Source organism: Deltaproteobacteria bacterium (genome assembly GCA_017302835.1).
Taxonomy (GTDB): domain Bacteria; phylum Bdellovibrionota; class Bdellovibrionia; order Bdellovibrionales; family Bdellovibrionaceae; genus UBA2316.
The window spans coordinates 72,163-87,523 of record JAFLCC010000008.1 but is presented as its reverse complement, the minus strand read 5'-3'; the positions used below and the strand labels follow the sequence as shown (position 1 = coordinate 87,523).

General features: G+C 35.6%; 13 protein-coding genes. 2 read left to right on the top strand and 11 right to left on the bottom strand.

Features of this window, described 5'->3' with window-relative positions; translation table 11 throughout:
- Nucleotides 1-8: 8 nt before the first annotated feature.
- A complete protein-coding gene (locus tag J0M15_10585) occupies nucleotides 9-1,040 on the bottom strand; it encodes a diguanylate cyclase (protein MBN8537488.1) in 1,032 nt (343 codons plus the stop codon).
- A gap of 182 nt (nucleotides 1,041-1,222) precedes the next feature.
- Between J0M15_10585 and speA the strand changes: the two genes are divergently transcribed.
- Nucleotides 1,223-3,130, top strand: a complete 1,908-nt coding sequence (gene speA / locus J0M15_10580; GenBank protein ID MBN8537487.1) for a biosynthetic arginine decarboxylase — start codon at nucleotides 1,223-1,225, stop codon at nucleotides 3,128-3,130.
- A gap of 28 nt (nucleotides 3,131-3,158) precedes the next feature.
- Here the strand turns inward: speA and J0M15_10575 are convergent, their stop codons facing one another.
- From J0M15_10575 to J0M15_10545, 7 genes are all read right to left on the bottom strand, one after another.
- Nucleotides 3,159-4,175, bottom strand: a complete 1,017-nt coding sequence (locus J0M15_10575) for a hypothetical protein (GenBank protein MBN8537486.1) — start codon at nucleotides 4,173-4,175, stop codon at nucleotides 3,159-3,161.
- Between the two features lie 474 nt (nucleotides 4,176-4,649).
- A complete protein-coding gene (locus tag J0M15_10570; GenBank protein MBN8537485.1) occupies nucleotides 4,650-5,210 on the bottom strand; it encodes a NifU family protein in 561 nt (186 codons plus the stop codon).
- The gene (locus tag J0M15_10565; GenBank protein ID MBN8537484.1) at nucleotides 5,207-6,418 is read right to left on the bottom strand and encodes a cysteine desulfurase; all 1,212 of its coding nucleotides are present in this window, start codon (nucleotides 6,416-6,418) and stop codon (nucleotides 5,207-5,209) included. The genes J0M15_10570 and J0M15_10565 overlap by 4 nt, the downstream gene beginning before the upstream one ends.
- Nucleotides 6,419-6,421: 3 nt before the next feature.
- Nucleotides 6,422-7,831, bottom strand: a complete 1,410-nt coding sequence (gene sufD / locus J0M15_10560; GenBank protein ID MBN8537483.1) for a Fe-S cluster assembly protein SufD — start codon at nucleotides 7,829-7,831, stop codon at nucleotides 6,422-6,424.
- Nucleotides 7,828-8,604, bottom strand: coding sequence for a Fe-S cluster assembly ATPase SufC (sufC, locus tag J0M15_10555; GenBank protein MBN8537482.1), 777 nt, complete (start codon nucleotides 8,602-8,604; stop codon nucleotides 7,828-7,830). Before sufC ends, sufD begins: the two co-directional genes overlap by 4 nt.
- Before the next feature lie 49 nt (nucleotides 8,605-8,653).
- The gene (sufB, locus tag J0M15_10550) at nucleotides 8,654-10,099 is read right to left on the bottom strand and encodes a Fe-S cluster assembly protein SufB (protein ID MBN8537481.1); all 1,446 of its coding nucleotides are present in this window, start codon (nucleotides 10,097-10,099) and stop codon (nucleotides 8,654-8,656) included.
- Complete coding sequence (locus tag J0M15_10545) at nucleotides 10,089-10,526, bottom strand: Rrf2 family transcriptional regulator (GenBank protein ID MBN8537480.1); 438 nt, start codon at nucleotides 10,524-10,526, stop codon at nucleotides 10,089-10,091. Before J0M15_10545 ends, sufB begins: the two co-directional genes overlap by 11 nt.
- A 180-nt stretch (nucleotides 10,527-10,706) precedes the next feature.
- Here J0M15_10545 and J0M15_10540 point away from each other — a divergent pair, with 180 nt between their 5' ends.
- Nucleotides 10,707-11,525, top strand: coding sequence for a hypothetical protein (locus tag J0M15_10540; protein MBN8537479.1), 819 nt, complete (start codon nucleotides 10,707-10,709; stop codon nucleotides 11,523-11,525).
- On the opposite strand, the gene J0M15_10535 is transcribed toward J0M15_10540, so the two are convergent.
- From J0M15_10535 to gshA, 3 genes are all read right to left on the bottom strand, one after another.
- Nucleotides 11,518-12,138, bottom strand: a complete 621-nt coding sequence (locus J0M15_10535) for a hypothetical protein (protein ID MBN8537478.1) — start codon at nucleotides 12,136-12,138, stop codon at nucleotides 11,518-11,520. The two genes, J0M15_10540 and J0M15_10535, sit on opposite strands and share 8 nt — an antisense overlap.
- 93 nt (nucleotides 12,139-12,231) lie before the next feature.
- Nucleotides 12,232-13,944, bottom strand: a complete 1,713-nt coding sequence (locus tag J0M15_10530; protein ID MBN8537477.1) for a hypothetical protein — start codon at nucleotides 13,942-13,944, stop codon at nucleotides 12,232-12,234.
- Nucleotides 13,945-14,125: 181 nt separating this feature from the next.
- Nucleotides 14,126-15,355, bottom strand: a complete 1,230-nt coding sequence (gene gshA, locus J0M15_10525; GenBank protein ID MBN8537476.1) for a glutamate--cysteine ligase — start codon at nucleotides 15,353-15,355, stop codon at nucleotides 14,126-14,128.
- Between the last annotated feature and the right edge of the window lie 6 nt (nucleotides 15,356-15,361).

The window sequence follows — 15,361 nt, the reverse complement described above, 5'->3', positions numbered from 1 at the left end:
AAGGTTCACTATCCTGCTTTTCGCTTTTTTTTGCCGGCTCTAGCCATTTTTTTATTCTCTGGCAAGGCTGGATATAAAGAAGATTCTTTCGAAAATTCGGTGACTCCAGGGATGTGAAAATAACATACCTTGTTTCTTCCTGTTTCCTTTGCTTCGTACAATGCATGATCAGCACGTCTGACTAACTCAATGGGAGTTATGTTTTCTTTGGGATCAGTCATTCCGAAACCAACAGATATTGTTAACTGAATGCTGTCCTCACCACTCCTAAAAACGGTGCCTTCAACGGATTTACGTAGCCTATCACAAAAGAAATAAGCACCTTCAAAGGTCACTTCAGTTAAGACAATCAGAAATTCGTCCCCACCATACCTTGCCGGAATATCAATATTTCTGGTATTTGCCCGTACAATTTTTCCCACCTCAGTGATCACAAAACTGCCGAACAAATGATCATGCCCATCATTCACTTCTTTAAAATTATCCAAGTCTAACATAATCACACAAACTTGTCTTTCAAATCGCCGGGCTCTTTGCATTTCAAAATCCAACTTGTGATACAAAGATCTCATATTAAACAATCCAGTAAGATCATCGGTATCTGCAAGTTCTTTCAATTTGGCATTAGCAATAAGAAGCTGTTCCTGCAAATCCCTTATCCTCAAATGGGTTCTGATCCTTGCCAGCAGCTCCAGTGGAACAAAAGGCTTAACAATATAATCATCCCCCCCGCTATCTAGTCCCAGAATGATGGCTTCCGTTGTGGCTTCATCGCTTAAAATTAATAAAGACGCTAGTGGCTGAATCTCCCTAATTTTACTTAGGGACTTATATCTCATATCCTTTTCTTTGAAATCCAAAATGATGATGATGGGCATCCAAGAATCAATTACCTTGAGTCCTTCCTCTAAATTAAAAACACCGATAGCATTATAACCTTCCCACTTGAGAGGCTCTAAAATAATATCAATACTTTGAGGATCATCATCTATAACAAGTATTCTTCTTGATTTAGAAGATTTAATTTCTTCAACGGACATGCCTCCATTATATTATTTTAACACAAAGAATAAAGATCCAGCCGTTGGATTCTTACAGATTCTATGCTTCTGTCGAGCCCCTGCCTAGACACAAACCGTGGGCTTAGGACACGTGCAAAATTAAACTTGATAGCGGCATGGTTTTAAAATATGTCTAGTTTACATTTTTCATGGGAGAATCAATGCAAAACTGGACAGCGGAAAAAAGTGCTGAACTTTATGGGATTAACAACTGGGGCGGAGGTTATTTTCGCGTCAATCAAAGTGGGAATGTCATTGTCACTCCCGCTGGGAACGAAAGCTCATCTGTGGATCTTCAAGAACTCACCCAAGATTTGCTCGACCGTGGGATCCGTGTTCCCATCATGATTCGCTTTCCTGATATCATTAAATCTCGAGTTCACTTACTTCATAATTGCTTTAAAACAGCAATTACCGACCATGGCTACCAAGCTGAATACCGAGGAGTCTATCCCATAAAAGTAAATCAACAAAGGCACCTGGTTCAAGAGCTAGTTCATTTTGGAAAGAATGTGGGGCTTGGATTAGAGTGTGGATCTAAACCTGAATTACTAGTTGTTTTATCCATGATGATTGATCCAAACGCCTTGATTATTTGCAATGGTTTTAAGGATGTGGAGTATATTGAAACCGCTATTCTGTCGCAAAAATTAGGAAAAAACACGATCATCGTCGTAGATAGAAAAGAAGAACTTCAGCTTATCGTCAACGTCGCCAAAAAATTTAATGCTCGTCCAAAAATTGGTTTTAGAGCCAAACTAAATACTCAAGGTGCAGGGAAATGGGTTGATTCCTCGGGCGCCAGATCCAAGTTTGGGTTAACTTCCATGGAAATGGTGGATGGCGTAGAACTTCTCAAAAAAGAAAACATGGTAGATTGTTTAGAATTACTTCACTACCATATTGGCTCCCAAGTCCCATCCATTCAAAGCATTAAATCTTCACTCAAGGAAGGGGCACGATTTTTTACCGAGCTCTATTCTTTTGGAGCTCCCGGATTAAAATACATCGACGTGGGCGGAGGTCTAGGCGTGGATTACGATGGGACAGGGCATTCTGACTCTTCGATAAATTACTCCGAACAAGAATATGCTAATGATGTGGTTTCAACGCTGCAAGCACTTTGTGATGAGAAAAATATTCCTCACCCACACATTGTCACGGAATCAGGACGGGCTCTCGTGGCCCATCACTCTGTCTTAATTTTCAACATTCTGGGAGTTAATCATTTGCATCGGGATGCCCCGCCAAGATTGGTGATTAAAAAAGATCCAACGATCATGCACGATTTACAATACATTTATGAAAAGGTAAACAAAGACAACATCAATGAATGCTTCAATGACTTGACCCAGGCCAAACAAGAAACCCTGCAATTATTTACCTATGGCGTTTTGAACTTAGAACAACGAGCTTGGTGTGAATCCATGTATTTCTCGATTGCAACGAAAATGCTTCATATCGCGAAGAACAATACCGATTTAGATGATATTCAAAGTACCTTGCGACAAGAACTTTGTGATACCTACTATTGTAATTTTTCGGTGTTTCAATCCGTTCCCGACTCTTGGGCTGTTGGTCAGTTATTTCCAGTAATGCCCATTCACCGACTTAATGAAGAACCCCTACATGAAGCCACACTGGCTGACTTAACTTGTGACTCGGATGGAAAAATTGAAAAATTCATCGACTCCAAAACTGGTGAATATAAAAAGACCCTACAAATTCATGAGTTCAAAGAAAATGAACAATATTACTTAGGCGTTTTCCTTACCGGAGCCTACCAAGAAATTCTTGGTGATTTGCATAATCTTTTTGGCGATACCGACGCTGTCCATGTTTCCATTAGCGAAGCTGGCTATACCATAGACCACTATGTTCCCGGTGATTCCGTTACTGAAGTGCTGTCTTATGTTCAATATGATCGAAATAAAATGATTGATAACGTCAGGCAAGCTTCTGAAGAGTTTATCCAAAAAGGTAATATCACCAAACAAGAGGCCAAGCTCTTAATCAAACATTACGAAGAAGGTCTTTCTGGATATACGTACCTTGAGGATCCTGAATGAAGATGGCAATACGGATCAGTATTAAAGATTACTGAAATTTTTCATAAAGATTATTGAAAACAGCAAGAACATCAGCCTGATATGATTCCTTGTTGTTTTTCAATTCTCTATTAACAATACTATTAGAAAGTTTAATTAATTTTTGACCCATAATTGAATTTCCATTATGCACAGTTTTCGCTAAAACGTCGTAACAAATTAAAAGTTCATGCTTAAAAAAACCAGTCCACTTTTTTCCTGAAATACTATTAATACTTCTGGTATATTCATTTTTTGGATTGTTCTCTCCCCAATTAATATTTTTTGGAATTGACTCTAAAATTAATAAAGCTTCATCAAGCTTTATTTCCGAAGCAGATCCTACAAGATTATAAATTGCGTCTAACTTTGCCTTATCATTTGCGGTAGAACTTATGATATTTGTAATTTTATTAATTAAATTTCTTTCATGTTTTAAATCCAATTCAATATTAGATTTCTCTTCAACAGTTTTTCTTATTGCTTCTGGAGCCCCTTTAGCTATCAAGTCATTGATTCTTTCTTTCATTTCAGGTATGTCAGTTCTAATTTTAATAAGTGCCAAAGTGAGCGATTTTGATTCCATGGTAAGAATTGAATTTGTATTAGATATTATTTGATCTAATTGCCTTATATAGGTGTTTAGTAGAAGGGTAGAATCTGAATTCGACGGATCATATATTTCAAGATTTTCGCCAATATGATTATTCAATTCTATGAGTTCAGCACGCTTGTTTTTTAAGGTAACAAGTAATTTTGTTAAAGTTTCAATATTTTGACTTGATTCTCTTACTGCGGACTCTAAATTGACCGAGCACTTTTCAAACTTTGTGCGACATTGCGCAACTTCTTCTGCCGCTCTATTTAGTTTTTCTAATCTTGCATTTTGTCTCGTAAATAATCTGGAAATCATTGAGGGGGCAAGTAACTGTTCAATAATTTTTATCTTTGTCTCTAAAGTAGAAAAATGAGTTTCAAACAATCTACTTTGCGACTTAAAAGCAGAATCAGTTCCTTTTTGATTCATGACCTCTAATTGGAGATCATAAGATTTCATTGATGAATCTAACTCTTGTTTCATAAAATCATCTATTAGAATTGCAAAAAAACCACCCGTGCGCGTATTCAAAAAACTTTTGAACCTGACGACGATACTTTCTTTTTGTACAGTTTGCACACCCAAATAAGCAGGTTGTAAGCTAAGATTAGAATTGTTTTCATAACTTTTAAGACATTCGAATGTGGTATAGCTATTAATTGAGGCATATCCATTTAACGTTATAAAAGTAACTAGCATTAAAATATATTGAAAGATCTGATAAAACGAAAGCACCATAATGACTCCAAATTCAATGATTACTTGCCCTAGGAAGCTTACATTATCGGGTATTTAAATTTTTTCCACTGTAGATATTTAAACAAAGTGACCAAAAACAGCTTTGCATGGTGATGTCTTTTAGCCGTAATTCAATACGATGATATTACGGGAAATTTTCAATCGCTAAAGTGGAATCACTTCGATATCTTGGTTTAAATGGTCTTTTAGTATTCCTTCAATTGCCAATAGGGTTCCTGTTGTTGAACTTGGACAAGTGCCACAGGCTCCTTCGTAGTGAACATAGAGTTTGTTGTTTTCAAAATTGACTACTGTTAGGTCTCCCCCATCACCCTGCAAACCTGGTCTGATGGTTTCATCTAAAATTTCTTCAATTCTTTTTAACTCTGGAGAAAGATTTTCCCTGGACATTTTTTTTTCGTCTTTAATAGTCTGATTTGGGTTGTGAACTGGCATCCTTGTTTGGATCACACTGGAAATAGCGGGTTGAATTTCCTGAAAATCAGCATCGAAGGTTAATGTAATTGTAATAACGTTTTGAAAAAAATGAACTTGCTTTACATTTTCGATCTCAAATAAACTTTTAGCTAGAAGGTTATTTTCAGCCTCGTTCATGCTAGAATAGGTAGCCTTACCATCGGTTAATACGGCTTTATCAAGAATAAATTTCCATGCATTTGGATTAGGAGTTTCCTGAATTCGAATTAAAACTTCTGAAGAGCTCATAATAATAGTTCCTTTGACTTTTTGATTCCAGCTATAAGTTTCATGACGTCTTCTTCATCATTGTAGATTGAAAAAGAGGCTCGAACTGTACCTTGTAAATTTAAATATTTCATCAATGGCTGGGTACAATGATGACCCGCCCTGACAGCAATAGCTTGTTGATCCAATATTTGAGCTACATCCGAATGGTGGGCCCCTTTGATATTGAAGGAGACTATGGCTCCTTTATTTAAAGAATCTCCATAAACAATGACCTCCGGAATTTTTTTAACTTCACTCATAAACAGCTTTAACAATAGATCTTCATGAGTTTCGATTTCTTGAAAGGGGATATTTTTTAAAAAATGGATGGCCTCACTTAATCCAAGGACTCCTTCAATGTGAGGTGTGCCCGCTTCAAATTTAAAAGGAAGTTGATTAAATAATGTCCTCTCTTCACTGACATCTGAAATCATCGCCCCACCGCCTTGATAAGGAGGCATCTCATTTAGAATTTCTTTTTTGCCAAATAAAACCCCAATACCTGTTGGCGCAAATAATTTATGACCAGAGAAAACGAAGAAATCACAATTAAGTTTTTGCACATTGACTTTTTTTTGAGAAACTAGTTGAGCCCCATCCACAAGAGTTTTGCTTCCATTCAAACGAGCTAATGTGACATACGTTTCGAGGTCTGGAAAAAGACCCAGAGTATTTGAACAGGCAGTCAGTGAAACTAACTTCACTCTGGGGTTTAATAACTTCTTATACTCTTCCAGATTTAAATTACCCTGGTCGTCCAAGTGAATAAATCTGAGCGTTACCTTTTTCTTAGTCTTTAACATATGCCAAGGGACAATATTGGCATGGTGTTCAAGTATGGAGATAATAATTTCATCCCCCTCGTTCAAACTTTCCCCAAAAGAAGTCGCCACTAAATTAATAGCTTCTGTAGTTCCCCGAACAAAAATAATTTCTTCTGTACTTTTTGCATTTAAAAATTGAGCTACATTTTCTCTGGCAGCTTCGAATTGATCGGTAGCCTTTTGACTTAAATAATGTGCCCCACGATGAACATTGGAATTTTCGAGAGAATAATAATTTCTCACTTTTTCAATGACTGAAATTGGTTTTAATGTCGTGGCCGCACTATCTAAATAAACTAGGGGTTTATCATAAATTTTTTGTTTCAATGCTGGAAATAAATTTTTTATCTCTGAAATATTCATATGTTATTGCAAATTCCTTAAAATAGGTCGTCGAGACGTCCTCATGTATTTTTCTTGAAGTGACTTTTTTAAATACATTTTGAGTTGACCCTGTTCGATTTCCTCGATTACTTCCAATAAAAAACCGATACTTAATAGCTCTTTTGCTTTTTCTGTTGAAATCGATCGGCTCTGTAAATAAAATAATTCTTCCTTGTTTAGTTGACCCACCGTTGATCCATGGGAAGCTTTCACATCATCTGAATAAATCATCAAAATGGGTTTACTATTTGATTCGGCTTTATCGGATAACAGTACATTATGATTTAGTTGTGATGAAGTAATTCCTTCAATATCTGAATCAATATAAACAGTTCCACTAAAAACAGAATGAGCTGAATCGTCAATAATACTCTTATATAATTGAACGGCAGAAGAATGGCTGGCTTGAAAATGAATCTGTGTTTGATGGTCACAGTGTTCTGTTTTTTGAAGAAGAGAAACTCCCAGAACTTTGGCATCTGAATTTTGAGCATTTAAATTGACTTTCAATTCGTGCCTAGAAAGAAGGGAACTTAAATTAATATCCAAATAAACCAGCATAGCATCTTGGGCTAAATCAATGGATACCTGATCCATATGATAAGATTGAAAGCTCTGCTTGGTTTCGTTGATCAATTCCAATTGAGCCTTTGCAGCTAATTTGACAGAAAGTTGGCCATTAGAAAAATATTTCACATTGGATGGCCCTTGATGGGTGTACAAAATACTCGCCTTTGATTGTTCCTGTATAATAATTTCCAACTGCGGGTTGCTGTTTAAACTCAATTCATCTTTTGAAAAAGTATAATTGATAATTTGAACTGGCTCCTCTAATTTTTGATTATTTTTTATAATAATTTTACTTTGCTGAACCAAGAAAAGCTGACGGATATTTTTTAAAGATTCTGAAAAAGTAAAACTCGACTGAGCCGGTTCTACTTTTTCTTTTAAATTTATATTTTCAGTTTCTTTAATAGGATCATTAAAACCAAAGGGAGAAATGCTCTCAACTTGCATTTTATTTTCATCAAAATGACTGAGTGACTTAAGAAAAATACCGTTTACAAAAACAAGGCTCTGAACATTTGGCAATTGAATTGCTTTAATCTCTGAACTTAATTTTTCGCTCAATTCATCTTCTTTTGGTAATTCAAATTGAAAAAATAAGTCATTTAAGAACTTAAGAGAGGTGTATTTCCAGGTTTCTTCGGTTCTTTTCGGCAAGCCTTTCGATAGAATTGTTTCTCTGATTTTGATTTTTTCACTTATAAAAGTATTCCATTTTTCATCATTTGCGAGCTCACCACCTGATAATTTATCAGAACTTAATTGTTCTGATAAATTAACTTTCATTTTTTCAATATATCGATCAAAGGAATTTAAAATATTCATGAATTTATTCCTTCGATTCCATCATAGCCATTTTCCTCTAACTCTAGGGCTAACTCGGGGCCTCCTGTTTTGATGATTTTACCCTGTGAAAGGACATGAACAAAGTCTGGTTTTATATACTCGAGCAACCTTTGATAATGAGTGATCAAAATAATGGCGTTATTTTTAGATCTCAGTTTATTGACTCCATCAGCAACCACTTTGAGGGCATCAATATCTAGGCCTGAATCCGTTTCATCTAGAATTGCGAGCCTTGGAGCCAAAACGGCCATTTGCAGGATTTCATTTTTTTTCTTTTCCCCTCCAGAGAAACCAGAATTGACACCTCTTTCAAGGAAACCCTTTTTAAGAAAATCTTCTTTTAACCCTACAAGTTCCATTTTTTTATCTAAATACTTTTTAAACTCGGCCTCATTTAATGGCAATGAACCTTGATGTTCTAATATAGAATTAAATGAATTCATCAAAAACGTTAAATTATTAACTCCAGGTATCTCTACGGGGTATTGAAAAGCCAAAAAAATGCCTTCCTTAGCTCTTTCATCAGGTTCCATTTCAATAATATTTTTCTGTTTAAAATTAATTTCAAAGAAAACGTCCCCGCCAGTTACTAGGTAACTTGGATGACCTGCAAGAATTTTAGAAAGCGTACTTTTTCCTGATCCGTTAGGTCCCATAATGGCATGAACCTCTCCCGCATTTATTGTTAAGTTTAGCCCCTTAAGTACTTCTTTCCCGTCCACTTGTGATTTTAAATGTCTAATTTCTAACATACCCAATCCTTATTATTTAAATATGAGTTTTTTAATTAATTTCATTTTCCTATCCGACTGAATTTTCAAGTTTCATTTCAATCAGCTTTACTGCCTCTACAGAGAACTCTAAGGGCAATTGCTTAAAAACATCCTTGCAAAAACCATTAACCAACATGGATATGGTTTTTTCCATATCCATGCCTCTTGATTGCAAATAGAAAATCTGATCTTCGCTAATCCTTGATGTCGTTGCCTCATGTTCAATCTGAGCCGTTTTATTTTTAACATCGATATAAGGAAAGGTATGAGCTGAAGATTTTTTACCTACCAACATCGAATCACATTGCGAATAATTTCTGGCATTTTCTGCTGAAGGCATTATCTTCACCAACCCTCGGTAAGCATTTGAAGACTGATCCGTAGAAATTCCCTTGGAAATTATGGTGCTCTTGGTGTTTCTTCCAATGTGAATCATCTTAGTTCCCGTATCTGCCTGCATGTGATCATGGGTTAGGGCAACGGAATAGAAAAATCCTTCAGAGCTATCCCCTTGCAAAATAACCGAAGGGTATTTCCAAGTAATTGCCGATCCCGATTCCACCTGAGTCCAAGAAATTTTGGAATGACTTCCAACGCATTTCCCCCGCTTCGTCACAAAGTTATAAATTCCACCCTTACCTTCTTTATCACCTGCATACCAATTCTGTACCGTTGAGTATTTTATTTCTGCATCTTGCATCGCAATCAATTCAACGACGGCTGCATGCAATTGGTTTTCATCACGCTGAGGTGCCGTACACCCTTCTAGATAATTGACATAAGAACCTTCTTCTGCGATCAAAAGTGTTCTCTCGAACTGACCTGTATCTTTAGCGTTGATTCGAAAATAAGTTGAAAGATCGATGGGACAACGAACCCCCTTAGGAATATAACAAAAAGAACCGTCGGTAAAAACGGCGGCATTTAAAGCGGCATAAAAATTATCAGAATAGGGCACGATACTTCCTAAATATTTTTTTACCAATTCAGGATATTTCTTAATGGCTTCACTGATTGAACAAAAGATAACTCCCACTTTTTCAAGCTCTTCCTGATGTGTGGTGCCAACGGAAACGGAATCAAAAACCACATCCACAGCGACTCCAGATATTCTTTTTTGTTCCGATAAAGGTATTCCTAGTTTTTCAAAGGTTTTAATTAACTCCGGATCTAATTCCTCTAAGGATTTAGGATTTTCCTTGTTTTTTTTTGGTGCCGAATAATAACAAATATCTTGGAAATCAATCTTTGGATAGTGGACATGAGCCCATTCTGGCTCACTCAGCTTTTGCCAATATTCGAAAGCCTTTAATCGATAATCCAACATCCATGAAGGTTCTTCCTTTTTCGATGAAATTAATTTAATAATTTCAACTGATATTCCTTTTTTTACGGCGTCAGTTTCAAGAAGTGTTTCAAAACCATATTTATATTCATAATCCTCTTTTGCAGAACGATGATTTTTATTTTCCATGAATCACCTCATTGAAGCTTGACGGAGAAAGCAAAAGATCTTTTAACTTAAGCCCCGAATAAAACTCATTAAGCTTATTGTTGAGCGTATGAATCGGAGAAATGATATTGCAATGGGGCTGAACATCGCAGGTTTCCTCTTTCTGAAAACATTTCACCAAAGAAGAGGGACCCTCTACCATAGTTAATAAATCATGAAATGAAATACGGCTCAGGTCCTTGGAAATCGTATAACCCCCCATAGGCCCATGTTCAGATCTTAATAACCCTTTTGAAGCCATTGATTGCATCACCCTTGCGGTGACATCAAATGGAGTACAAAATTTTTCTGCAACCTCTTTTGCTGAAGTGAGCTCACCAGGAATTTTACCCGTCATGTATTTCAAAGCTACCAGGGCATATTCGATTTTACGATTGAGTCGAACCAAAGAATTTCCTTTGTTAATAAACTAGTTTTTTGTTAGAACCTCAAAAACAAAGTAATTGAAAACGAATTGATATTCAAGATAAATACGTCTATTTTGCACTTATATTATCTTTATTTTGCTCTTTAACAAGTTTAACGATTATCAATAAAATTCAATAAGATAAAAACCATTGGAGACCACATGAGGTTGATTTTAATTAGTATTGGAACACTAGTTTGCGTTGTACTAGTACTTATAACGATTCGATTTTGGGGTCTTTCTTTGCCTACTTACAAATTTGAGCACGATTTTTATAATTTTAATGAGTCGTCCCCTCAAGAAATCAGGGTTTTTCATTCCGTTAAAACGGCCAATGAATTGCTAGCCAATCATTCAAATACAATTTTTTGGATTGAAACCTATATGTCATCTGATTCTGTTTTTGTTATAGATTCTCGTTCGAATTTAAATAACTTAATTTTTGATTTGAAGAAAAATTCTATCTCAAATATTAAATTTAAAGGTCGATATTTGCAGAATTATTCTTTTGAAGAACTGAGAAGCCTCGATCTCGAACTATTAAAACTTGAAGATGTTTTATCTCTATATTCCAAAAACAAATTTATTATTAGCATAAAAAACAATGCCGAAAAGATTCATACTCAATTTATTTCTTTAATTGAAAAACTAAAAATAGAAAAACAAATTCTTATTCATTCCGATTATGATATTGTGATTAAAAGCATAAAAGAGGAACGACCTCTTTACACCTTTGGCACTACGCTATCTGAAATCATGCGCCTTAAAACATTCTCTACAGTTTTTTTAACTCCAGCAATTTCTATTAAAGGGGATGCTCTTATTTCAAAACTAACCTATAAAAATCGAATTTTAGTTACTGAGAACCTAATTAAGGAAATCAGACGAAGACAGAAATATGTTTTCCTTGGCCCCTTAAATACTAAAGAAGAAATCTCTGACGCCAAAAAACTTCACCCAGATGGCTTGATAATTAATTAATCGTAATCAACAACGACTGTCCTATTATTTTAGTGATTTCATTGCGATCAATAATAAAATCTTTCTGTGGTGAGGACATTCTGACTCCGATCAGATTCCAAATTGTTGGCCAGGCATCTGGTAAATTTAAAAATTTAAGACTCATCGAGCTTTTATTTTTATAGTTGAAATCCCCATCCATAGGTCTCTCCGTCATTATTTGTTTCATGGGAATCATAAAGGCGTTGATCCTTACAAGGTCTTCTGAACTTTCACACGGCCCCTCCACTTCCATCAGCGGCTTGTCCATTCCGCCAACGATGGCCCCTTCCCCTTCAAAAATTAACACCACCTTACTAAAATACTGACAACCAAAAAAGGTGTCTCCTGTATTATTTTTGAAGGCAAAATTCCCTAAACTTAAACCAAATCCTTCTTCATTTTTTACTATTTCAATTTGACTAATAATTCTCTCACGCATGGCTACTTCCAAAGCCGTGCCTTTTAAATGAGTAAAATCATAGTGCTGACGTATAGCCGATGGATTACGATGAACTAGGTATTTATCATTTGTTAAAGAAATGAAAACGTAACCTGCACTAAAAGCGATCATTAAAAGGAAAAATATTCTCAAAGCTCCCCCCCGCCCCAAAAAAGAACAAAGACCCACGAGAATATTTTATCGTAACATTTTCTATTTGGATACTCTACCTTAAGCCAGATTTGATTAATTTATGCTGGCTTCCCTGAGTAACTGACCTTCTTGGATTTTCTTTTCCTCATTAAGATATCTTTTAAAACCATTGGAGTTGCTCTGAACATTTTGATTAAGGCCAGTTTGTTTTTTGTATTGCTTCATTTTTTCTTTAAGGGCTGATACTTGTCCCTGCTCATCCCTTATTGTAATTTCAAACATGAATGCATCGGCATAGGATCTATCCATAACGTAAAATCCTTTTTGCCCAGCCTCTTCACCCCAACTATTTTGTATTATAAAACCAATGATCTCTCCTTTTAGACCATGATTTTTAAAATATTCAGGAACTTTTTCACGAATGATTCCTACAATTTGAACGGCATGACCTCCGTTAACTATACCCTTTTTTTCAAATCGCACATATCTTGATAAATAGCCAGATTGCGGTGTCCAAGAGAAAGCTCGAAGGGACATCAAACCTAAATTGTCTTCTCCAAGTTTATTCGCCACAAAAGGATCATTATGATCATAACCAACCCAAACACCATTATTCTTATCCACTTCTTCAGAAATGAGTTCATAAAGCACTGATCTGGACGCATTCATATAGATATGATTATTTACGAAATCTGGTTTTGCTTTGAAACCTACTTTTGTGCCATAACGTATTTGTGATTCATCCACACTTACAGAAATAGTGGCTTGATCTATTTCTGGGAACAATGATCTTGCTAAAAATACATTTTTCTTAAGATCCATTACCTCTGATGGAACATCATTTTTTCCAAAAAAGAACTGTGAAAAAAGTTCAGTGACTTCTTTTTTAATATCATTTCTAACATTTATTTTTATTTTTTCGATTTCTGACGCTGAAAACGTCGCAATTTGAAGCCGACCAGATGCCAAATCTCTAATTACGTTAACTTGATCTTTAGTTAAAGTGGTCTTTTTAGCCTCAAATGCTGCTTCTTTTTCCTTAACGAAAGCATTAAACTCATCCTTTCTTCGATAATTTTCACCCTCAAAAAGCTGTTGCATGTAATTTCTTTTTACAATTTTAAGTCTGCTTGCAGGACTAAATTTAGAAGGAATGCCTTTAGACAACTCTTCCATCTCTTTATCTGAGAATTCATCTTTAAAAAGATCATCAATCAAATTTTGTTGGTCATGCATTTTAGAAATGGTACTGGTTAAAATACTTGATTCCAAAAAATAGGTTAATTTTTCTTCAACATTGGTTTTTCCACCCAATCGAAGATAATCATCCATTTTCATTGATCCAATTTTTTTGAATAGATCTATATCATAGATATACCAACCACCTTCCTGTGGCTTTAAAGGCGAACTCGGATCTAAAGCAGTATTGATAGCTCTTCCTAACCAGTGGTGGAATGCCATATAGTGGATTGAAACATTTGGGTCTTTTCCATTATTTCTTTGTCTAAATTCCCTAGTCTTTTCTTCAAAAAATGAATATAGATGGCAAAAACCCCAATTTTTTTGGTTTAGAACTGGTCCCAGATCAGTGACCCATTTAACATCGAAATGCTTATCGACTTCTGTGAGCAAAAATTTACTTGAATACTTTGTATCTATGATTCGCGAAACTCCTCCTAATACCTCAGGGCTTATTTTCTTTGAATTGTAGGTCTGCAGGCACTTGTTTTCACCGAGAGAAACGGAGGCGATAAACACAGTAAAAAGATTCAAAGCAATCAATAAGTTTCTTTTATTAATGATCATACAGCTATCCTTTTATATAAAGTTATATAAAGCGCAGCTAATTTTAAATAATTAACTGAAGGTGCACTATAATCGATGAAAAATTAATTATCCACTGTAGAAAAGTAGACAGTTCAAACGTATAAAAATACGACATTAAAGACTATCGAATAAACTTTAGACATTTTTGAAACTCGACCGTTCAGATCCTAACGCCAAGTTCTTTAGCTTCCATAGTGATAGCCAAAGCTCCTAATTTTGAGGTCCAACCATAAACATTTTCCATGGGACAACCATCTGGACGGATCTCTAAATCGCTCACGCAGAGTCGTTTATAAACAGCGCCAGGGCTATTAAGACTTTCCGTTGATGACTTTTCACTATGCGTCCTCAAAAAACCACCGGCCAGACTTGAACCAATCATATAGATTACTGGCTCTGCGACGACTCCTTCTTTTTCAACAATAGAAGGAATCCCTTCTTGTATGATCACCTCTTCAACGTCTCGGCCACCTTTGGCGGCTTTCATTTTTTTTCGAGACTTGTAAGACCATTCTAAAACGTCGCTTCCACTTTCAACCTTTATCACGGCCAAACCATAGGTTCCCGCATTGTTTTTTACAAAAACGAAGGGCTTTTGCAGCCAGCCCCTTTTTTCATATTCATTCTTCAAATTCAAAATAGTTTGATCCACAATTTCAGCCAATTTCTTTTTGCTTGCCTCTTCATTGATATCAAAATTTTGGAAATATTCGGTCTTCACAGAAAACAACATGGGATCAACCCCGGCAACATCCGCAAACTCAGAGACCAACTGGTTATAGTATTTAAAATAATTACTCTTTTTTCTTTGATACCATCCTAATTCACGCGGAGGATTTTGTGGCACAACTATCGTTTTTACCCATTCTTCATGGGCATTAGAAAAATCATTGTTATTAATTATCAAATCCGGTTTGAACTCAGAAAAAACAGGATCAGAGCCTAAACCAGATTCTACGATGATTTCAAAACCATTAGCACTTTTTAAAAAAAGATTTTCTGTTAACTGCTTAGGAAAGGCTACCCGAATTTCTTTTCCTGTTGATTCAAGAAGATGCTTAATCGTGTAGACATTGTCCCAATAATAGGGATTATTCGTATGTTCTTCGGTGACCAAGACAATTTTTTTTAGCCGATCACCATAGTTTGCTTTTAAGTAAATATTCATTATTTCAATGGCAGACTCTTTATCTGTTGGGCATATGTTATTAAAGCCAGCCGGGAAAATATTGGCATCGACATTAGAAACCTTATAACCAGCGTCCCTAATGTCATAACTAGAATATATGGGAAATCTTAAGTTCAGAGATTTTTGTTTGAACCAATGGCAAATTGGCTCCATTTGGTTTAATATTTTTTTATGTAATTCATTTCGAGTGTAATGATTCATGAGATC

Bases quoted from the DNA above. Each gene is read 5' to 3' on its own strand.
- J0M15_10565 (MBN8537484.1), bottom strand. From the start codon at position 6,418: ATGAATATTTCAGAGATAAAAAATTTATTTCCAGCATTGAAACAAAAA.
- sufD (MBN8537483.1), bottom strand. From the start codon at position 7,831: ATGAATATTTTAAATTCCTTTGATCGATATATTGAAAAAATGAAAGTT.
- J0M15_10585 (MBN8537488.1), bottom strand. From the start codon at position 1,040: ATGTCCGTTGAAGAAATTAAATCTTCTAAATCAAGAAGAATACTTGTT.
- gshA (MBN8537476.1), bottom strand. From the start codon at position 15,355: ATGAATCATTACACTCGAAATGAATTACATAAAAAAATATTAAACCAA.
- speA (MBN8537487.1), top strand. From the start codon at position 1,223: ATGCAAAACTGGACAGCGGAAAAAAGTGCTGAACTTTATGGGATTAAC.
- sufB (MBN8537481.1), bottom strand. From the start codon at position 10,099: ATGGAAAATAAAAATCATCGTTCTGCAAAAGAGGATTATGAATATAAA.
- J0M15_10570 (MBN8537485.1), bottom strand. From the start codon at position 5,210: ATGAGCTCTTCAGAAGTTTTAATTCGAATTCAGGAAACTCCTAATCCA.
- J0M15_10575 (MBN8537486.1), bottom strand. From the start codon at position 4,175: ATGAATCAAAAAGGAACTGATTCTGCTTTTAAGTCGCAAAGTAGATTG.
- sufC (MBN8537482.1), bottom strand. From the start codon at position 8,604: ATGTTAGAAATTAGACATTTAAAATCACAAGTGGACGGGAAAGAAGTA.
- J0M15_10530 (MBN8537477.1), bottom strand. From the start codon at position 13,944: ATGATCATTAATAAAAGAAACTTATTGATTGCTTTGAATCTTTTTACT.
- J0M15_10540 (MBN8537479.1), top strand. From the start codon at position 10,707: ATGAGGTTGATTTTAATTAGTATTGGAACACTAGTTTGCGTTGTACTA.